The sequence below is a fragment of the Streptomyces sp. NPDC027962 genome (genome assembly GCF_055566095.1).
Window position 1 is genome coordinate 168,237 of record NZ_JBVHTA010000007.1, and the last position, 19,072, is coordinate 187,308.

General features: G+C 70.2%; 16 protein-coding genes. 12 read left to right on the forward strand and 4 right to left on the reverse strand.

Features of this window, described 5'->3' with window-relative positions; all coding sequences use genetic code 11:
* Positions 1–6 precede the first annotated feature (6 nt).
* Entirely contained in the window at positions 7–2,781 is a 2,775-nt protein-coding gene (locus tag ACZ4SA_RS09460) for a glycosyl hydrolase (RefSeq protein WP_468271597.1), read from the reverse strand.
* 237 nt (positions 2,782–3,018) lie between these two features.
* Here ACZ4SA_RS09460 and ACZ4SA_RS09465 point away from each other — a divergent pair, with 237 nt between their 5' ends.
* The 4 genes from ACZ4SA_RS09465 to ACZ4SA_RS09480 all read left to right on the forward strand — a co-directional run bounded on the left by ACZ4SA_RS09465 (position 3,019) and on the right by ACZ4SA_RS09480 (position 7,985).
* Positions 3,019–4,323 (forward strand): ABC transporter substrate-binding protein, encoded by a 1,305-nt coding sequence (locus ACZ4SA_RS09465; protein ID WP_468271600.1) that lies wholly within the window; start codon positions 3,019–3,021, stop codon positions 4,321–4,323.
* A gap of 163 nt (positions 4,324–4,486) precedes the next feature.
* A complete protein-coding gene (locus tag ACZ4SA_RS09470; protein ID WP_468271603.1) occupies positions 4,487–5,434 on the forward strand; it encodes a carbohydrate ABC transporter permease in 948 nt (315 codons plus the stop codon).
* Positions 5,431–6,342 (forward strand): carbohydrate ABC transporter permease, encoded by a 912-nt coding sequence (locus ACZ4SA_RS09475; RefSeq protein WP_468271605.1) that lies wholly within the window; start codon positions 5,431–5,433, stop codon positions 6,340–6,342. Before ACZ4SA_RS09470 ends, ACZ4SA_RS09475 begins: the two co-directional genes overlap by 4 nt.
* A gap of 245 nt (positions 6,343–6,587) precedes the next feature.
* Positions 6,588–7,985: a GH1 family beta-glucosidase gene (locus ACZ4SA_RS09480; RefSeq protein ID WP_468271608.1), complete on the forward strand. Its 1,398-nt coding sequence runs from the start codon at positions 6,588–6,590 to the stop codon at positions 7,983–7,985.
* Here the strand turns inward: ACZ4SA_RS09480 and ACZ4SA_RS09485 are convergent.
* Positions 7,960–8,829, reverse strand: a complete 870-nt coding sequence (locus ACZ4SA_RS09485; protein WP_468271610.1) for an oxygenase MpaB family protein — start codon at positions 8,827–8,829, stop codon at positions 7,960–7,962. The two genes, ACZ4SA_RS09480 and ACZ4SA_RS09485, sit on opposite strands and share 26 nt — an antisense overlap.
* Before the next feature lie 295 nt (positions 8,830–9,124).
* Between ACZ4SA_RS09485 and ACZ4SA_RS09490 the strand changes: the two genes are divergently transcribed.
* From ACZ4SA_RS09490 to ACZ4SA_RS09515, 6 genes are all read left to right on the forward strand, one after another.
* The gene (locus tag ACZ4SA_RS09490) at positions 9,125–9,763 is read left to right on the forward strand and encodes a hypothetical protein (RefSeq protein WP_468271612.1); all 639 of its coding nucleotides are present in this window, start codon (positions 9,125–9,127) and stop codon (positions 9,761–9,763) included.
* A 107-nt stretch (positions 9,764–9,870) separates the two neighbouring features.
* Positions 9,871–10,098, forward strand: a complete 228-nt coding sequence (locus ACZ4SA_RS09495; protein ID WP_468271614.1) for a ferredoxin — start codon at positions 9,871–9,873, stop codon at positions 10,096–10,098.
* Positions 10,088–11,479 carry an NAD(P)/FAD-dependent oxidoreductase gene (locus ACZ4SA_RS09500; RefSeq protein ID WP_468271616.1) on the forward strand — a complete coding sequence of 464 codons (1,392 nt, stop codon included), beginning with the start codon at positions 10,088–10,090 and terminating at the stop codon, positions 11,477–11,479. The genes ACZ4SA_RS09495 and ACZ4SA_RS09500 overlap by 11 nt, the downstream gene beginning before the upstream one ends.
* A 24-nt stretch (positions 11,480–11,503) precedes the next feature.
* A complete protein-coding gene (locus ACZ4SA_RS09505; RefSeq protein ID WP_468271619.1) occupies positions 11,504–12,742 on the forward strand; it encodes a cytochrome P450 in 1,239 nt (412 codons plus the stop codon).
* Between the two features lie 121 nt (positions 12,743–12,863).
* A complete protein-coding gene (gene sph, locus ACZ4SA_RS09510) occupies positions 12,864–13,865 on the forward strand; it encodes a sphingomyelin phosphodiesterase (RefSeq protein WP_468271622.1) in 1,002 nt (333 codons plus the stop codon).
* 130 nt (positions 13,866–13,995) lie between these two features.
* Entirely contained in the window at positions 13,996–15,057 is a 1,062-nt protein-coding gene (locus ACZ4SA_RS09515) for a S1 family peptidase (RefSeq protein ID WP_468271625.1), read from the forward strand.
* 96 nt (positions 15,058–15,153) lie between these two features.
* Here the strand turns inward: ACZ4SA_RS09515 and ACZ4SA_RS09520 are convergent, their stop codons facing one another.
* Positions 15,154–15,633, reverse strand: a complete 480-nt coding sequence (locus ACZ4SA_RS09520; protein WP_468271628.1) for a macro domain-containing protein — start codon at positions 15,631–15,633, stop codon at positions 15,154–15,156.
* Positions 15,634–15,749: 116 nt separating this feature from the next.
* Here ACZ4SA_RS09520 and ACZ4SA_RS09525 point away from each other — a divergent pair, with 116 nt between their 5' ends.
* Complete coding sequence (locus ACZ4SA_RS09525) at positions 15,750–16,481, forward strand: MerR family transcriptional regulator (RefSeq protein WP_468271631.1); 732 nt, start codon at positions 15,750–15,752, stop codon at positions 16,479–16,481.
* A 102-nt stretch (positions 16,482–16,583) separates the two neighbouring features.
* Complete coding sequence (locus ACZ4SA_RS09530) at positions 16,584–16,859, forward strand: DUF2087 domain-containing protein (protein ID WP_468271634.1); 276 nt, start codon at positions 16,584–16,586, stop codon at positions 16,857–16,859.
* An 18-nt stretch (positions 16,860–16,877) separates the two neighbouring features.
* On the opposite strand, the gene ACZ4SA_RS09535 is transcribed toward ACZ4SA_RS09530, so the two are convergent.
* Positions 16,878–19,052: a 3-hydroxyacyl-CoA dehydrogenase NAD-binding domain-containing protein gene (locus tag ACZ4SA_RS09535; protein WP_468271638.1), complete on the reverse strand. Its 2,175-nt coding sequence runs from the start codon at positions 19,050–19,052 to the stop codon at positions 16,878–16,880.
* Positions 19,053–19,072 lie beyond the last annotated feature (20 nt).

The window sequence follows — 19,072 nt, forward strand, 5'->3', positions numbered from 1 at the left end:
CGGGGATCAGCCGAAGGGGATGACCAGTACGGACTTGTCGGTGCCGGTCTGGAGCTTCGCGGTGCCGTTGCCGATCGCGCTCCACACCTCGAGGCGCACGGTGCCGCCGGAGAGGTTGCCGAGCGTGCCGGTGGATACCTTGAGGCCGCGGGACTGCGCGTACTCCTCCCAGCCGGGCACCGGGTCGGTCGCGAAGTAGTGGTAGGTCTCCGTCCGTTCGAAGCTGCCGTCGCCGGTGAGGTCGTAGCTGATGCGGGCCTGCTGGCCGAGGCCGACCGTGGTGCCCGCGTCCAGCTGGAGGCGGAAGGCCGTGGCGGCGCCCGGAGTGAGGATGCCGTTGACCCCCTTCACCTCGTAGACGAGCGGCTGGTGCGGGGTGCCGTCGTGGTTGGCGCCTGCGGCCGAGGCGATGGTGTCGCTGCCCGCCGTGCCGCCGGTCGCCGTGGTGAGGGCTCCCCCGCTGCGCAGCTGGAAGGTGTTGCCGGTGGGAGGCTCGGGATCGGGGTCCGGGTCGCCGCCCTCTCCGGTGCCCGTCGCGGTCGAGCGGGCGGGCACGGACAGCGTCTTGCCGTCGGAGAAGGTCACCGTGCGGGCCGTGGAGCCGTGGTTGTGCGCGGCGTACGTCCGCACGGTGCCCTTGGTGAAGACCGCAGAGGTCGGGAGGTCACCCGTCACCGTGGCGTCGGGGGCGCCCAGCGTGTCGAGAGTGCTGATCCAGTGGTAGGTGTGGGCCTTGGATTCGCCCTGTTCGGGGGTGTAGCCGGCGTGGCCCGCGTCCCACTTGGACTTGGCCGCGGCCGGGTCGGCCAGCGACTGGAACTCCCAGAGGATGTCGCGCCATTCGACGGCCGGGCCGCCGTTCTCGCGTTCCATCTCGGCGATGTTGCGCCGGATCGCGGCCTTCTCCCCGCCGAGGTGCAGTGAACCGCCGGTCACGGGAAGGACGTTGATCCCGTGGATCTCCTCGGGGTTGGCGGTCCACCAGGTGGCGTAGGCGGCGCCGCTGCCCCAGACCATGCCTGCCGTGTCGTGGCCGAAGGAGGCCGGGAAGACCTGTTCGTCGGCGTCGAACCAGTACTGGGCGATCGACTCCGACTCGGTGGTCAGCAGATAGGTGCCGAGGTCGCGCAGCGAGGTGTCACCGGTGGCTGAGCCCCACAGCACCAGCGCGGCGCTGAGGTTGGTGGACTCGGACGACGACTCCTGGTTGTTGCCCGCGGCGAAGCCCTGGTGGCCGGAGGCCCAGCTGTGTCCCGCGTAGACGTCGAAGCCGCGCAGGAAGGGGAAGGCGGTGTCGGTGCGGGAGGCGTTCGCGGTGTCCCTGATCAGGGTCTTGACCATCCCGCCCCATGCGGAGTCGGCGGCCCACCCCTGGTCGTACTGGGCGACGATCGCCGCGGCGTAGACGTAGTAGCTGTAGTGGAAGTGGTGGTCGTTGAGCTCGGTGTCGCTGCCGTAGGACGCCGGGTAGCCGGTTAGGGTCTTCCAGTCCTTGTCGTAGCTGAACTCGTTGGCTCCGCCCGCCGTGAACCACTCCTGGAGCTTGCCCCTGATCAGACCGAGGAGCTTGTCGCGAATGCCGGTCTCGCCGATCTGCTCGGCGACGGGGACGAGCTGGGCGAGCCGGCCGAGGGCCTTGCCGGTCCAGTAGGTGTCGGTGGCTCCTTCGAACGGGTCGGGGGCGTTGGTGACCTCGTTCAGGTAGCCGCGCAGGCGGGCGGCGTCGACGCCGCCCGCCTTCGGCAGCGCGGGCAGTACGGCCGAGGCCTTCCGGCTGGTGGTGAAGGAGGCCGACTCCCGGACCTTCATGGTGCCGCGCGGGGAGACGTAGGTGTGCGAGGTGAGCGGGTCGGTGGTGTTCAGCCACTGGTGGCGGTAGAGCGCTTGGAGCGTGCCGCGCTCGGTGCCCTCCTCGGCCTCGGTGGTGAGGGTGTAGGTGGCCCTGACCGTGCCGCCGGTGTGGCTCCAGGCGACCTTGGAGCCGGTCACGAAGCTGTAGGCGTACTTCTTGTACGTCGCGAGGGCGCCGGTGGAGGGCAGGACGGCGACGGAGAAGTAGTCCTTGGAGCCGAGTCCGGCGCTGACGGTGGAGCCGGACACGTTCCAGTCGCTGCCGGTCGGCGCGAAGAGGGCGTAGTGGTGTCCCGCGACGGTGATGCCGAGGACGTTGCCCTGGTCGGCGAAGACGGCGGGGGCGCCGGCGGTGGTGATCTGGGCGTTGCCGCCCGAGCCTTTGGCGTACACGAACGGCAGGCCGTGGCCGATGGTGGTGCGCAGGGTGCGGGTGCCGTCGGACCAGTACGGGGTGACGGTCCAGTCGGACCAGTCGTCGGCCTTGGTGTCCGCGGAGTTGAGACCGGTGAGGCCGATGGTGAGATCGCGCTTGTGGGCGAACTCGTACTGGCGGCCGTCGCCGACGATCGCCGGGGTGGTGGGGTAGCCCACGTCCAGCCCACCGGCGGTGGCCTGGTAGGTGAGGGGATGGCCGTACATGGGAGTCGAGTACGGGTTGTCGCCGTAGCGCTGGAAGGCGAGGGAGGACCACCAGTCGTTGGTGGGCACCGGGCGGTTCCTGGCCGCCGCGGTGACCTTGGGGGTGACCGGCGTGCCTGTGTTGGTCGTCGGACCGGACGTGCCGGCGGGGCGGGTGTCGGAGTAACTGCCGGAGCCGACGGGTACGGTGGCGGCGGCCGCGGGGGCGGCGGCCGGCCCAAGGCCGACAGTGGCCAGGGCTGTGGCGAGGACCAGCGCTGCGGCTGGTCTGTTGCGGGGGGCTGGCATGAACAGCACCTCAAGTCATCACTGGATGGGTGGCCGAGAGCGCTCTCAGATGGCCGAAACGTAAAACTCCTGAAACACACGTGTCAATAGACGGAACACAGGCGGTAGTTGGGCCCGAGTCCAAGCCGTTATGCCTTCGACTCTTGACGGGGAGATCGTCCGCGGGGCACGCTCCAAGCGCAGATCTGAGAGCGCTCTCAACGCTCTCGCTCCATCCCGAAGCCAAGGAGGCTTCCCATGCCCATAGCCAGAGCCGCCAAGAGGGCCGCCGTCCGCCTGGGTGCGGTCGCGGTCGCCGGGGCACTGCTCGCCGCCTGCGGATCCGGTTCGTCGGACACCGCCTCCGACGGCGAGGGCGGGAAGATCACGCTCACCGTCGACCTGTTCGGATCCTTCGGCTACAAGGAGGCCGGCCTCTACGCGGAGTACGAGAAGCTGCACCCGAACGTCACGATCAAGCAGACCGACACCGAGGACGAGGCCGACTACTGGAAGTCGCTCCAGACCCGGCTCGCCGGCGGCGGCGGCCTCGCGGACGTCCAGGGCATCGAGGTCGGCCGGATCGCGTCGGTCACCCAGCAGCAGGCCGACAAGTTCGAGGATCTGAAGAAGTACGGTGCCGACAAGCTGAAGAGCCAGTTCGCGGACTTCAAGTGGGCCGCCGCCACCGCCAAGGACGGCTCGGTCCTCGGGCTCGGCACCGACGTCGGCCCCGAGGCCATGTGCTACCGCACCGACCTGTTCAAGCAGGCGGGTCTGCCGACCGACCGCGAGGAGCTCGCGAAGAAGTGGTCGACCTGGGACGGCTACCTCGAGCTGGGCGAGCAGTACAAGGCCAAGGCGCCCGCGAAGAGCGCCTGGCTGGACAGCGTCGGCAGCCTCTTCTCCATCATGATCGGCCAGGAGGAGGAGCGCTACTACGACGCCTCCGGGGAGCTGATCTGGGAGAGCAACCCGGCGCTGAAGACGGCATGGGACACCTCCGTCGAGGCGGCGGAGGCCGGTCTGAGCGCCAAGCTCGACCAGTGGTCGCCGCAGTGGAACCAGGCGTTCGCCGCCGGCTCCTTCGCCACCATCCCCTGCCCCGCCTGGATGCTCGGCTACATCAAGGGCCAGGCCGGTGACAGCGGCCAGGGCAAGTGGGACATCGCCGAGCTGCCCGGCGGCGCGGGCAACTGGGGCGGCTCGTACCTCTCGATCCCGCGCGCGGCCAAGCACAAGAAGGAGGCGTACGAACTGATCGAATGGCTCACCGCCCCCGAGCAGCAGGCCAAGCTCTTCCAGAAGCAGGGCAACTTCCCGTCCTCCACCAATGCGATCGAGAAGGTCGCGGACGCGACCGATCCGTACTTCTCCGGGGCTCCGATCGGCAAGATCTTCGGTGACGCGGCCAAGGCGGCGCCGGTTCAGGTCCTCGGCGTGCACGACCAGAACGTCAACCAGCAGATCACCAACGCGCTGAGCGAGGTCGAACGCAAGGGCACGTCGTCCGAGAAGGCCTGGGCGAACGCGAAGAAGGGCGTCGACAACACCATCGGCTGACGTCCGACGCATCTCCTTCGGGCCGCTCCCCTTTGTCAACTCCCGCACGGGACCGGCCCGAAGGCTCCCCCCTGCACAGGAGCGGCCCGAAGGCCCCACGCCCCGCACGGGAACGGCCCGAAGGCCCCTCCACCCCCGTAACGACTCCTCGAAGGGCCGCATCGTGACCCTCACCGCCCCCGCGAAGGCGGTCTCGCCACCGCGGCCGCCGGCCGTGCGGCGCGCCTGGCGCAAGCTCTCGCCGTACGCCTACGTCGCCCCGTTCTTCACGCTGTTCGCCGCCTTCGGGCTCTTCCCGCTGATCTACACGGCGTTCGTCTCGCTCTACCGGGTCGAGCTGCAGACCCCGGGCCACATGGAATGGCGGGGGCTCGGCAACTACACCGCGCTGCTGGAGGACGAGTTCTTCTGGACCGCGCTGCGCAACACGTTCACCATCGGGGCGCTGTCCACCGTGCCGCAGCTGGTGATGGCACTGGCGCTGGCGCATCTGCTCAACTACCGGCTGCGCGGCCGCACTTTCCTGCGTACCGCAATGCTGCTGCCCTACGCCACGTCCGTCGCGGCCGCCACACTCGTCTTCGCCCAGCTCTTCGGCCGCGACTTCGGACTCATCAACTACCTTCTGGAGCTGATCGGTTTCGGTCCGGTGGACTGGCAGACCGGGACCGTCGCCTCGCAGATCGCCGTGTCGACCATCGTCATCTGGCGCTGGACCGGCTACAACGCACTGATCTATCTGGCGGGCATGCAGTCCATCCCGAGCGAGCTGTACGAGGCGGCGGAGATGGACGGCGCGTCCCGGTGGCGGCAGTTCTTCCATGTGACGCTGCCCGGCCTGCGCCCCACGATCCTGTTCACCGTGGTCGTGTCCACGATCGGCGCCACCCAGCTCTTCGGTGAGCCGCTGCTCTTCGAGGGCTCCATCTCCGGCGGCATCTCGCACCAGTACCAGACCCTCGGGCTCTACATGTACGAGCAGGGCTGGGGCTTCTTCCACCTGGGGCGTGCCGCCGCCATCGCCTGGGTGATGTTCCTGCTGATCCTGGTGCTGGTCGGGGTCAACGCCCTGATCGCGCGCCGCCGTTCCCGCAAGGAGGCCGGGCGATGACCGCGCTCGCCGCACCGCCGACGAAACAGCAGCCGGCCACCGCGGACCGGTCGGCACCGAAGCGCCGTCGCGGGAGGTCCGGCGCCGGCCGCACCATGCAGGGCGGCAAGCTCGCCTACGCCATCCTGATCGTCGCGGTGCTCGTCTCGGCGTTCCCGTTCTACTGGACGATCGTCGCCGCCAGCCGTTCCAACGCCGATCTGGCGAAGGTCCCGCCGACGCTGCTGCCCGGCCCCAACCTGATCCGCAACTTCGAGGCGGTGGTGGAGGAGGCGGACATCGGCAAGGCGTTGGTCAACTCCTTCATCGTCTCCGGGTCCATCACCGTCGGCACCGTCCTGTGCTGCACGCTCGCCGGTTTCGCCTTCGCCAAGCTGAGCTTCCGCGGACGTGGCGCGCTGCTGGCCGTCACGGTCGGCACGATGATGATCCCGCCGCAGCTCGGGGTCATCCCGCTCTTCATGCTGATCGCCGAGCTGCAGTGGGTGAATCAGCTGCAGGCCGTGATCCTGCCCGGGCTGGTGTCCGCCTTCGGCGTCTTCTTCATGCGCCAGTATCTGGTGCAGTCGCTGCCCGACGAGCTGATCGAGGCCGCCCGTGTCGACGGTGCCTCCACCGCCCGGATCTTCTGGTCGATCGTGGTGCCCATCGCCCGGCCCGGGATGGCCGTGCTCGGCATGCTCACGTTCATGGCCGCCTGGAACGACTTCTTCTGGCCGATCGTCGCGCTCTCCTCGCAGGAGCCGACCGTCCAGGTGGCGCTGCGCCAGCTCGGCGGCGGTTACGTCCACGACCAGTCCGTGATCATGGCGGGCACCCTGCTGGGCACGCTCCCGGTGCTGCTGGTCTTCGGCCTGCTCGGCCGGCAGATCGTCGGCGGCATCATGCAGGGCGCGGTCAAGGGCTAGGGCGTGTTTCGAAAGTAGCGTCGTCCGCCCGCAGGGCGGGGCCCGCGGCGTCTGGTGCGTGCAATCGCAAGGCGGAGGATCATCCTCGTACTGAACGTACCTGGATGACTCCGACAACGCAGCGAGTGTGTGTGCCAGGCGTCGTGGGCCAGGCGGGACTTCCGAAACACGCCCTAGGGGTGTCCGGCGGACGCCCCTTCACCTCTCTCTCCGCTCAGACGTCTCACCCCTTGGAGTTCCACCTCATGACCGCGCTCGACGCACGGCCCGACACCACAACGACGCTCCGGTTCCCCGCCGGATTCCGTTGGGGCACCGCCACCGCCGCCTACCAGATCGAGGGCGCCGCCGCCGAGGACGGCCGTACCCCGTCCATCTGGGACACCTTCAGCCGCGCCCCGGGCAAGGTCCGCAACGGCGACACCGGCGACATCGCCGCGGACCACTACCACCGGATGCGCGAGGACGTCGGCCTCCTGCGCCGGCTCGGCGTCACCGACTACCGGTTCTCGGTCTCCTGGCCACGGGTGCAGCCGACCGGACGCGGGCCCGCCGTGCAGAAGGGTCTCGACTTCTACCGCAGGCTGGTCGACGAGCTGCGGGACGCCGGTATCCGGCCGGTCGCGACGCTCTACCACTGGGATCTGCCGCAGGAGCTCGAGGACATCGGCGGCTGGCCGCAACGGGAGACCGCGCAGCGGTTCGGCGAGTACGCGGGCCTCGTGGCCGAGGCGCTCGGCGACCGGGTGGCGACCTGGACGACGCTCAACGAGCCGTGGTGCGCCGCGTTTCTCGGCTACGGGAACGGGGTGCACGCGCCCGGCCGCACCGACCCCCTCGCGTCACTGCGTGCGGCGCACCACTTCAACCTGGCGCACGGCTGGGCGACGCAGGTGCTGCGCGCCGTGCTGCCGCCGTCCGCGGAGGTCTCGCTGACGCTCAACCTCCATGCGGTGCGGGCCCACTCGGACTCGCCGGCCGACCTGGATGCGGCCCGTCGCATCGACGCCGTCGGCAACCGCATCTTCCTCGACCCCGTCTTCCACGGCCGGCTTCCGGAGGATCTGCTGCGGGACACGGCACAGGTCACCGACTGGTCGTTCGTGCTGGACGGCGACCTGGCGGTGGCGTCCACGCCGATCGACTCGCTGGGCATCAACTACTACTCCCCCACCGTCGTCGCCGAGGGCTCCTCCGAGTCCCCGTCGCCGTGGGCGGGCGCAGAGCAGCATGTGCGGTTCCTGCCCGCCCCCGGTCCGCGAACCGCGATGGACTGGCCGGTCGACGCCGACGGGCTGCACGAACTGCTGATCCGGCTGCGCGACGACCTGCCGGGCGTCCCCCTGGTGATCACCGAGAACGGGGCGGCGTACGACGACTACGCCGACCCGTCCGGCGAGGTGAAGGACCCCGAGCGGGTGGCGTATCTGCACGCCCATCTGTCGGCGGTGCACCGGGCGATCGCGGACGGCGCGGATGTGCGGGGCTACTTCCTGTGGTCGCTGCTGGACAATTTCGAGTGGGCGTACGGCTACAGCAAGCGGTTCGGCATCGTGCACGTGGACTTCGCGACGCAGCGCCGCACCTTCAAGGACAGCGCCCACTGGTATGCGGAGGTCATCGCGCGCGGTGGTCTGACCTGACCCTGGCCCGCGCTTCACGGGCCGGCGGGAGGTAGCGCAGCCGCTCGGGGAGTACGGGCACCACCGCTCGTACGACCCGGGCGAAGCGCCGCAGGCTGCGCTCCTGCCGGTCGGTCCACGGCAGGCCGATGGCCTCGCGGGCGTCCGGCGGCATCAGCCCGATGGTCATGAACCGGCGGAAGCGGGCGAGTGGCGGAAGCAGCAGGGGCCACAAGGCGCGCAGCGTCAGCCGGAGCGGCAGAGGGCCCCGGTCCGGCGGCGGCACCGGCTGGTCCACGGCCACCAGTTCCCTCACGACGACGGTCGCCTCGAGTTCGTCGGCGAGCACCTTGCGGTAGTACGGCCAGAACTCCTCGATCGTCTGCGGCATGTCCCGGTCGTGGATGCCGAGGATCCGGCCGACCTGGAGCCACTCCGCGTACAGCTGTCGCTCCTCGGCCTCGGTGAGTTCGCGCACCAGATAGCGGGCCGCGTGCCGGTAGACCGGGAATCCGGTGGCGTGCACCCACGAGTAGTAGGCGGGGTCGAGGGCGTGGTAGCGGCGGCCGTGGGCGTCGGTGCCCTGGATGGTGCGGTGCAGCTGGCGGAGCCTGCGGCCCTCCTCGGCCGCAGCCTCGCCGCCGTAGATCCACAGCTGGAGCGAGCGCAGGGAGCGCTCGCCGCGTCCCCAGGGGTCGGTGCGGAAGACGGAGTGCTCGTCGACGCCGGCCCCGACGGCCGGGTGCGCGACCTGCAGGGTGAGGGCGGCGGGGAGCATCAGCAGGGCGCGGATGTCACCGGCGAGGCTCCACAGCACGCCGCCGGGCGGTGGCGGCAAGGGCTCGGCCGCGCCTGCCCTGGTCATCAGTGTTCTCCCTGCGTGCGGCGGGTCGGTCCGTCACCCCCCAGTATGCGACCTGGGGCACTTGCGCCTTACCGGCCTCAGTCGTTCCTCGCGGCACTCGCGCCACACCGGCTTCAGTCTCGGCTTCGTCGGCTCGCACGTCGGTTTCAAACTCCAGCTGTCCTGACGGACCCGCCGGCCCGCCCCTCCATGACCTGTACGGCGCATGGCGGTCGTCCTCCCGAGCCGCTCCGGTGGCGCGAGTTCCCGGATCGCTGCTGTCTGTACGAAAGAGCGCAGACAGAAGCGAGGGATCATGGAGCAGAAGCACGAGCGCCTCGGGACACCCCGGGCCGCCGGAATCGCGGGGGTCGTGTTCGCGATCCTGCTGGCAGCGGCGATCGTCCTGGTGCGGCTCGCGCTGCCCGGCGGGGCCGACGGAGACGAGGTCTCCGTCGACGCCGGGCAGCGGCACGCCGTGCAGACGGCGCTGGACCTGCTCCCGTTCGCCGGCATCGCCTTCCTGTGGTTCATGGGCGCCCTGCGCGATCAGGCCGGTGAGGCGGAGGACCAGTTCATCTCCACCGTGTTCCTGGGCAGCGGCCTGGTCTTCGTCGCCACACTGTTCGCCAGCGCCGCGGCGGCGGGGACCGTGCTCGACGAGAGTCAGCAGCACTCGCCCTTCGGCCGCTTCTTCGCCTACACCCTGCTGACCACGTATGCGATGCGGATGGCGGCGGTGTTCATCTTCACGACCTCGGCCATCGGCCGCCGGCTCGGCGTCTTTCCACGCCCGCTTGTGATCCTCGGCTACCTGGCCGGGCTGACGCTGCTCGTGATGGGGGCGGATCTGCCCTGGTTGGAACTGGTCTTCCCGGCCTGGGCGCTGGTCGTCAGTCTGTACATCCTGCTGCGCCGGCGGCCCGCCGCATCCCGGCCCGCCGCCCTGGCCTGAGCCGCCCGCAGCGCTCACTCCAACGGCTTCCAGCCGTCGCCGTTTCCCAGCGCGCCACCGAGGGTGGTGGCGTGGGGGTGACCGCGCCATTGGAGAGGACCGATCCCTTGGTAAGGCTAGTCGTCGACCTGAACCGCTGTCAGGGGTACGCGCAGTGCGCGTTCCTGGCTCCAGAAATCTTCACGATGCACGGCGAGGAGGGGCTGCTGTACAACCCGGAGGCCGACGAGGCGCAGCGCGACAACCTCGCGCAGGCCGCCGCGGCCTGCCCAGTCCAGGCGATCCTCGTCGACGCGGTCGACACACAGGCGGAGGCGGTGTCCGATGGACGGTGACGGAGCCCTGGAACGGCTCAAGCGCGAGGGCCGCATCGTCGTCGTCGGCGCCTCCCTGGCGGGCCTGCGGGCAGCGGAGACCTTGCGCGAAGGGGGCTTCGCCGGTTCGCTGACGATGATCGGCGACGAGCCCTACGAGCCGTACGACCGGCCCCCGCTGTCCAAGCAGGTGCTGCTGGGCCGGGCCGCCGCCGACCGCACCGCGCTGCCCAGGTGCCGGGCTCTCGACGCGACCTGGCGGCTCGGCGTCCCGGCCACCGGCCTCGACATGGCCGCCCGGCGGGTGCGGCTGGCCGACGGCGACGAGGTGCCTTACGACCGGCTGCTGATCGCCACCGGGGTGCGGGCGCGGCCGTGGCCGCGCGAGGACGAGGCGGAACTCGACGGCGTCTTCGTGCTGCGGACCCGCGACGACGGCGCAGCGCTCGAACGGCGGCTCGCCGAGGGTCCCAAGCGGGTCTTTGTCATCGGCGCCGGGTTCACCGGCTCGGAGATCGCCTCCGCCTGCCGTGAACGCGGCCTGCCCGTCACGGTCGCGGAGCGCGGCGCGGCGCCCCTGGTCGGCGCGCTCGGCGGGGTCGTCGGCGCGGTCGCCGCCGAACTCCAGCGCGAGCACGGCGTGGACCTGCGCACCGGGGTGATGGTGACCGCCCTCGAGGGCGACACGTCCGGGCGGGTACGGGCCGCGCATCTGTCCGACGGCTCCACCGTGGAGACCGACGTGGTGGTCGTATCGCTCGGCGCCACCCGCAACACGGAATGGCTCGCCGGGTCCGGGCTCGGCGCCGGCCCCCGCGGCATCGCCTGCGACGCGGGCTGCCGCGCCTTCGACATCCGCGGAATCGTGACCGACGACATCTATGTGGCCGGTGACGTCGCCCGTTCCCCGCACCCCTTGTTCGGCTACCAGTTCCTGTCCCTGGAGCATTGGGGCAACGCCGTCTCGCAGGCCGGGATCGCGGCGCACAACATGCTCAGCGAGAGCTCCGACCGGCTCCCCCACATGTGGGTGCCGGCCTTCTGGTCCTCGCAGTTCGGCGTCAACATCAAGTCGGTCGGAGTGCCGTCGCTGGGGACGGAGATCCTGGTCTCGCAGGGCACGCTCGAGAGTCACAGGTTCATCGGTGTCTACGGCTACCAGGGGCGCGTCATCGGCGCGGTCGCCTTCGACCAGGCCCGGTGGCTGCAGTTCTACCAGGAGCTCATCGAGACCACGGCGCCGTTCCCGCCGTCGTTCGCGACGGTCGACCGGCACCCGGACGGACAGCGCCCGATGGACGCGGACTTCCCCGACCCGTCGATCCCCACCCACGGCCCGACTGTAACCGTCAGCGGATATTCGCCGGCCGACCGCCGGATGACGTTCACCCCCGCGCACTGACCCGCACGGACACGAGGAACCGCCATGACGCAATCGCTGCTGCACCAGATCCTGGACTACGCCAACCGCGCCGATCCGTATCCGATTTACGAGGAGCTGCGGAAGACGCCGGTCCTTCACGAAGAGGACGGGGCGTACGTCGTCAGCACCTACTACGAGATCCGCAGCCTCCTGCACGATCCCCGGCTCAGCTCGGACGCCCACAATCTCGCCTCGACCACCCACGACCCGCTGGCGGAGTCGGCCCAGGAGGAGGAGAGCGCCCTGCCGCCGAGCTTCCTGCGGCTCGACCCGCCGGAACACGACCGGCTGCGGCGCATGACCAACCGGCCCTTCGGCCCGCCGCATTCGCCGCACCGGGTCGACGGGATGCGCGACGAGCTCCACGGCATCGTCTCCGGCCTCATCGACGGTATCGGCGACACCGACCGGTTCGACCTGGTGGACCAGTTCTCGTATCCCTTCCCGGTGACGGTGATCTGCCGGCTGCTCGGGGTGCCGCGCGAGGACGAGGCGCGCTTCCATGCCTGGGCGGACACGATCGCCGCGAGCCTGGACCCCGACCCGAGCGCGGACCCCACCGAGCGGGGCAAGATCTCGAACGACGCCCGGATGCAGTTGGGCATGTATCTGGCCGGCCTGATCGAGGAGCGCCGCAAGAACCCCGGAGACGACATGCTCTCCGAGCTGGCCACGCTCAAGAGCGAGGACGGCACGATGACCACGATGGAACTGCTCAGCACAGCGGCGCTGTTGCTGATCGCGGGCCATGAGACCACCGTCAACCTCGTCACCAACGGAATGCTCACCCTGCTGCGCAACCCCGACGTTCTCCAGCGCCTCCGTGCGGATCCGCGGCTGGTCGTGCCCATCGTCGAGGAGCTGCTGCGCTTCGAGCCGCCGGTGCAGCTGCTGCCGCAGCGCACGCCCCTCGCCGACATCGAGGTCCGCGGCGTCACCATCCCCAAGGGCGCCTCCCTCTGGCTGGTTCTGGCGTCCGGCAACCGCGACCCGCAGCGCTTCGATGACCCGAACCGCTTCGACCCGGACCGAAAGGACATCCAGCACCTCGGGCTGGGCAGCGGCATCCACAGCTGCTTCGGCGCTCCGCTCGCCCGGCTGGAGGCCCAGTTCGCCCTGTCGGAACTGGCCCGCAGGCTGGAGAACCCACGTCTGCTGGAGGACCCGCCCCCGTACCGGCAGAACGCCGTGCTGCGCGGGCCACGGCATCTTCCGATCGCCTGCGACGGGATCCGCCCCTGATCGTGGCGTGGCGTAAAGAATCCGGGCACCTACCCATTACCAGCAGGTAACTACGGCTGATTTGATGTGCGGCGCCGGTCCGTCGACCGGTGGAACCCCCCACCCTGCAACGGGAGATCCTGTGCCGCATTCCGAGCTCCGCCGTGTTCCCACCGCCGCCGTTTCCGCCGCGCTGTCGGCCGTACTCGCCGCCACCGCGCTCGCCGGTGCCGCGCCGTCCGCCGCCGCCGCGCCGAGCGCGGAGACGCCGCGCCTGAAGGTCCTCACGTACAACGCGTTCCTGTTCAGCAAGACGCTTTACCCCAACTGGGGCCAGGACCACCGCGCCGCCGCCATCCCCGCGGCCCCGTTCTTCCGGGGCAACGACGTCGTCGTGCTCCAGGAGGCCTTCGACAACTCCTCCTCGGAAGCGCTGATGCGCAACGCCGCCGGGCAGTATCCGCACCGCACGCCGGTGATGGGCCGGAGCAAGGACGGCTGGGACGCGACGAGCGGCTCGTACTCGGCCACCACACCCGAGGACGGCGGGGTGACCGTCCTCAGCAAGTGGCCGATCGTCCGCAAGGAGCAGTACGTCTACAAGGACGCGTGCGGCGCGGACTGGTGGTCGAACAAGGGCTTCGTCTACGCGGTGCTCGACGTGAACGGCACGAAGGTACACGTCGTCGGCACCCACGCGCAGTCCACCGACCCCGGCTGCGACGCGGGTGAGGCCGCGGAGATGCGCAGCCGTCAGTTCCGTGCGATGGACGCCTTCCTGGACGGCAAGAAGATCCCGGCCTCCGAGCAGGTCGTCGTGGCGGGCGACTTCAACGTGGACTCGCGCACACCCGAGTACGCCTCGATGCTCGCCGACGGGGGTCTGGTGGGAGCCGACGCCCGGACCGGCCACCCGTACTCCTTCGACACAGAGGACAACTCGATCGCGGCCGAGCGCTACCCCGACGACGCCCGCGAGGATCTGGACCACGTACTGCACCGTGCGGGGCACGCCAGGCCTGCCGGCTGGACCAATGAGGTGATCAAGGAGCAGAGCGCACCCTGGTCGGTCTCCAGTTGGGGCACCACCTACACGTACACCAATCTGTCCGACCACTATCCGGTGGTTGCCTCCGGCCAGTAGGCGCAAGCCGCCGACGGCGGCCTGGTGTCCATGTCAGGGCCATGCCACAGTGGGTCCGCAACTCCGGACTGGTCCAGTCCACATGCCGTCAGGCACCCCCACACGGACTCGTACGAAGGAGAAGCCCCCCATGAGACGCACGCTCCGCGCGCGCATCTGCCTTCCCGCCCTGCTGGCCCTGGCCGCCGTCGGACTCGGCTCCGCAACGGCCGGCGCCGCCGAGAATCCGAGCCCGGGCGTCGCCGCATCGCCCGCCCAGTACTCCCTGCACACCTCGCTCGCCCGCGACCTCGGCGACCGCAGCGCCGGCTCGTACCTCGACGCGGAGAGCGGTGAACTCGTCGTCACCGTCACCGACGCGGAAGCCGCCGAGGAGGTACGGGCCACCGGTGCCCGAGCCGAGCTCGTCACCCGCACCATGGCCCAACTGCAGGCCGCTGTGGACACCCTGGAATCCAGGGCGAGGATCACAGGGACCTCCTGGGGCCTGGACCCCTCGACGAACCAGGTCGTGATCGAGGCCGACAGCACCGTGTCCGCGGCCTCGATGACGAAGCTGAGGAGCGTCGCCGCGACACTCGGCGACGCCGTCCGCATCAAGCAGATCGACGGCGCGTTCAGGAAGGAGATGGCGGGCGGCGAAGCGATCTACGGCGGCGGCTACCGCTGCTCCACCGCCTTCAACGTGTCCAGGGGCGCCGACCGGTACTTCCTGACCGCCGGGCACTGCACCGATGCCGCCAGCAACTGGTCCGCCACCTCGGGAGGCCCCTCGATCGGCACACGGGAGGGCACCAGCTTCCCGGCCAACGACTACGGTCTCGTCCGCTACACCGACGGGTCGCTGCCGGCGGGCAACGTCAACCTCTACAACGGCGACCACCAGGACATCACATCTGCGGCCGACGCGATCGTCGGCCAGTCGATCCACAAGAGCGGCTCCACCACCAAACTCACCAGCGGCACGGTGACCGCCGTCAACGTCACGGTGAACTACGGCGACGGGCCGGTGCACGACCTGGTCCGCACCACCGCCTGCTCCGCGGGCGGCGACAGCGGCGGCGCCCACTTCGCCGGCACGACAGCCCTGGGCATCCACTCGGGCAGCGCAGGCTGCAGGGGCGCCGGCGGATCGGCGCTCCACCAGCCGGTCAGTGAGGCACTCGGCGCATTCGGCGTCGCCGTCTACTGACACTCGCGTACCACCTGAAGGCGTGCCCACGGCGGTGGGCACGCCTTCGGCGTGCGGGGCCGGGCCGGCCGTAGGGCCAGGGAGGTGGCCGCGGAGTCAGTCGCCGTGGTCGTAGACCGTGACCGCGACGCCGCGAGCCGTCAGGCGCTCGGATATCAGCGGTTCCATCCGCGGCCACTTGCCGCCTGCTAGACCGCAGCCGATGCGCGGCATGTGAACGGTGGCGCCGAGCTCCAGCGCCTTGTCCGCGACGGCGACCAAGGCCTTGTCGATGGCCTCGTAACGCACGGGGACACCGTTGCTCCCGGTCCGCATCCCGCGCTGGCCGACCATGTTGGCCACCCACAGATACGGGCCGACCTGCACGAACTGCACCGCGCCCAGCGCGAAGTCGTTGCCCTCGCGCTCCCGGTACCAACGGCGGTACGCCGCCTCCGGCTCGGGCCGGCGGCGGGAAAGAGCGAGCACGAACCCCTTCCCCCAGCCACCCAGATCATTGCAGACATGGGCGATCACCTTGACGCCTTTGCCCTGCGGCGTGGTGGCGTCCCCCCGGACATATCTGATCTCGGACACGGAGCAACCGTACGATCCACCACTGACAACGCCCGCCGGATGTCCCCCACGGCTTTCACAACATTGGTGAGACAGCAATACTGTTTCATCGGTGCGGTTTCAGCAGAAGGAGCGTCATGGCGACCGGAACAGAGGAGCCGCGGCTCACCGTCGACGAGCTGGCCGCGCGCGCCGGGGTCACCGTGCGCACCATCCGGTTCTACAGCACGCGTGGACTGCTGCCTCCGCCCGTGATCGGGCCCCGCAGGGTCGGTCACTACGGTCACGACCATCTCTCCCGGCTGGCCCTGATCGAGGAGCTCCAGCACCAGGGCATGACGCTCGCCGCGATCGAACGCTATCTGGAGCAGCTGCCGCCCGACTTGAGCGCACAGGACCTCGCCATCCACCGCGCCCTGGTCGCCTCGTGGGCGCCGGAGTCCGCGGAGGAGGTCACTCGCGAGGAGCTGGAGCGCCGGGCCGGGCGGGCGCTGTCGGACAAGGACGTCGACCGGCTGGCCGCGATGGGGGTCCTGGACCGGGCCGGCGCTGACGCGTTCCGGCTGGACGGCGGGCTGCTGCGGCTCGGCGTGGAGCTCCTGGACGTGCCGATCGCGCACGAGACGATCCTGGCGTCCCGCACGGTGCTGCTGGAGCATGCGCGGGCCGCGGCCGAGGACCTGAGCCGGCTGTTCCGTGACGAGGTCTGGGGTCCCTACCGTGAGCGCGAGTCGGACCCCGACCACGTGGCGGCCATGAAGTCGCTCTCCGCCCATATGCAGCCGATGGTGATCCAGGCCCTGGTGACGGCGTTCCAGCGGTCGCTGCGGGAGGAGCTCCGGGCGGCGTTCACGGACGAGGAAGGGTGATCGGCGGTCTGCGGGCGAGTGGGGCGAGTGGGGAGGGTCCTCGGAGCGCCGGCGGACGTAAATGCGTTGCCCGGGCCGTGGTCGTGCGCGAGGGTTCCAGCCATGTCCGATCAAGGAACCAGCTCCGCGCGCGGCGTCCACGCCCTCTTCTCCCAGGGGCGGCTGACCGCGATCCCCCGCAGGCCGGCCCGTCGTGAGCAGCTGCTCGTGCACCTCGCCGGAACGCTCTTCGACGGCGACCGCGACTACACCGAGCGCGAGGTCAACGACGCGCTGCGCACCGTGCACGACGACTGCGCGGCGCTGCGCCGCTATCTGGTGGTGGCGGGCCTGCTGACCCGGACGAAGGACGGCGGCAGCTACCGGCGTGGCCGGTGACTGCCGCCGTCGTGACGGTCAGGCGTCGGTGAAGACCTCGCCGCGGTCCGCCTTCTCGACGAGCAGCGCGGGCGGCTGGAAGCGCTCGCCGTAACGCGCGGCCAGTTCACGGGCGCGGGCCACGAAGCCGGGCAGGCCACCCTCGTAGCCGTTGATGTACTGGAGGGCTCCGCCCGTCCAGGCCGGGAAGCCGATGCCCATGATGGAGCCGATGTTGGCGTCGGCGACCGAGGTGAGGACCTCCTCCTCGAGGCAGCGGACGGTGTCCAGCGCCTCGGAGAAGAGCATCCGCTCCTTCATGTCTTCGAAGGGCACCTCGGCGTCGGCGCGGGTGAAGTGCTCGCGCAGCCCCGGCCACAGTCCGGCGCGCTTGCCGTCCTCGTCGTAGTCGTAGAAGCCCGCGCCGCCGCTGCGGCCGGGGCGGCCGAACTCGTCGACCATCCGGTCGATCACCGCGTCCGCGGGGTGGCCGGTCCAGGTGCCGCCCGCCTCCTCGACCGCCCGCCTGGTCTCGTTGCGGATCTTGCGCGGCAGGGTGAGGGTCAGCTCGTCCATCAGGGAGAGCACCTTCGCCGGGTAGCCGGCCTGCGCGGCCGCCTGTTCGACGGAGACGGGGTCGACGCCCTCGCCGACCATCGCCACGCCCTCGTTGATGAACTGGCCGATGACCCGGGAGGTGAAGAAGCCGCGGGAGTCGTTGACGACGATCGGCGTCTTGTTGATCTGCCGGACCAGGTCGAAGGCGCGGGCCAGCGCCCTGTCGCCGGTGCGCTCGCCCTTGATGATCTCGACCAGCGGCATCTTGTCGACGGGCGAGAAGAAGTGCAGCCCGACGAAGTCGTCCGGCCGCGAGACGCCTTCGGCGAGGACGGTGATGGGGAGCGTGGAGGTGTTGGAGCACAGGAGTGCGTCGGGCTCGACGACGTCCTGGATCTCCTGAAAGACCTTGTGCTTGAGCGCGGTGTCCTCGAAAACCGCCTCGATCACGGCGTCGCAGCCGGCGAGGTCGGCGGCGTCCGAGGTCGGCGTGATCCTGTCCAGCAGCGCGTCGGCCTTCTCCTGGGTGGTGCGGCCCCGGGACACCGCCTTGGCGCACAGCTTCTCCGAATAGCCCTTGCCCTTGGCCGCGGCTTCGGCGGTGACGTCCTTGAGGACGACGTCGATCCCGGCGCGGGCGCAGGAGTAGGCGATGCCGGCACCCATCATGCCGGCGCCGAGGACGGCGACCTTGCGCACGGGGCGCGGCTCGCTGCCTTCCGGGCGGCTGCGGCCGGCGTTGACGGCCTGCAGGTCGAAGAAGAAGGCCTGCATCATGTTCTTGGCGATCGCGCCGGTGACCAGCTCGGTGAAGTAGCGGGCCTCGATGACCTGCGCGGTCTCGAAGTCGACCTGTGAGCCCTCGACGGCCGCGGCGAGGATGTTGCGCGGCGCCGGGTAGGGCGCGCCGGCGGTCTGCTTGCGCAGGCTGGCGGGGAACGCGGGAAGGTTGGCGGCGAACTTCGGGTTGGACGGGGTACCGCCGGGAATCTTGTAGCCCTTGACGTCCCAGGGCTGCTGCGATTCGGGGTTGGCGTCGATGAAGGCGCGGGCCTTCGCGAGCATCTCGTCCTTCGTCGCGGCGACTTCGTGGATCAGGCCGTTCTCCAGCGCCCGCGCCGGGCTGTACTGCGTGCCCTGCAGCAGCACCTTCAGCAGGGCGTCGGCGATGCCCATGAGCCGTACGGTGCGGGTGACGCCGCCGCCGGCCGGGAGCAGGCCGAGGGTGACCTCGGGCAGGCCGATCTTGGAGCCGGGCGCGTCGAGCGCGATGCGGTGGTGGCAGGCCAGGGCGATCTCGTAACCGCCGCCGAGGGCGGCGCCGTTGACGGCGGCGACGACGGGCTTGCCGATGGTCTCGATACGGCGCAGGGCATGCTTGATGCCCATGCCCGCGTCGAAGACGAACTGCGCGTCGTCGGGCCCTGCCTGGATCATCTCCTTGAGGTCGCCGCCGGCGAAGAAGGTCTTCTTCGCGGAGGTGAAGATGATGCCGCGGATGGAGTCCTGCTCGGCCTCCACCCGGTCGGCGACGGCCGCGATCGAGGCCTTGAAGGCCTGGTTCATCGTGTTGGCGGACTGGTTCGGGTCGTCGAGGACGAGGGTGACGACGCCGGTCTCGTCCTGTTCCCAGCGGATGGTGGTGGGCTCGCTCATGGTGGTGGGTGCTCCGTAAG

Coding starts and splice junctions, on each gene's coding strand:
- ACZ4SA_RS09460 (WP_468271597.1), bottom strand. CDS start 2,781: ATGCCAGCCCCCCGCAACAGACCAGCCGCAGCGCTGGTCCTCGCCACA.
- ACZ4SA_RS09465 (WP_468271600.1), top strand. CDS start 3,019: ATGCCCATAGCCAGAGCCGCCAAGAGGGCCGCCGTCCGCCTGGGTGCG.
- ACZ4SA_RS09475 (WP_468271605.1), top strand. CDS start 5,431: ATGACCGCGCTCGCCGCACCGCCGACGAAACAGCAGCCGGCCACCGCG.
- ACZ4SA_RS09480 (WP_468271608.1), top strand. CDS start 6,588: ATGACCGCGCTCGACGCACGGCCCGACACCACAACGACGCTCCGGTTC.
- ACZ4SA_RS09485 (WP_468271610.1), bottom strand. CDS start 8,829: ATGACCAGGGCAGGCGCGGCCGAGCCCTTGCCGCCACCGCCCGGCGGC.
- ACZ4SA_RS09490 (WP_468271612.1), top strand. CDS start 9,125: ATGGAGCAGAAGCACGAGCGCCTCGGGACACCCCGGGCCGCCGGAATC.
- ACZ4SA_RS09500 (WP_468271616.1), top strand. CDS start 10,088: ATGGACGGTGACGGAGCCCTGGAACGGCTCAAGCGCGAGGGCCGCATC.
- ACZ4SA_RS09505 (WP_468271619.1), top strand. CDS start 11,504: ATGACGCAATCGCTGCTGCACCAGATCCTGGACTACGCCAACCGCGCC.
- ACZ4SA_RS09515 (WP_468271625.1), top strand. CDS start 13,996: ATGAGACGCACGCTCCGCGCGCGCATCTGCCTTCCCGCCCTGCTGGCC.
- ACZ4SA_RS09525 (WP_468271631.1), top strand. CDS start 15,750: ATGGCGACCGGAACAGAGGAGCCGCGGCTCACCGTCGACGAGCTGGCC.
- ACZ4SA_RS09530 (WP_468271634.1), top strand. CDS start 16,584: ATGTCCGATCAAGGAACCAGCTCCGCGCGCGGCGTCCACGCCCTCTTC.
- ACZ4SA_RS09535 (WP_468271638.1), bottom strand. CDS start 19,052: ATGAGCGAGCCCACCACCATCCGCTGGGAACAGGACGAGACCGGCGTC.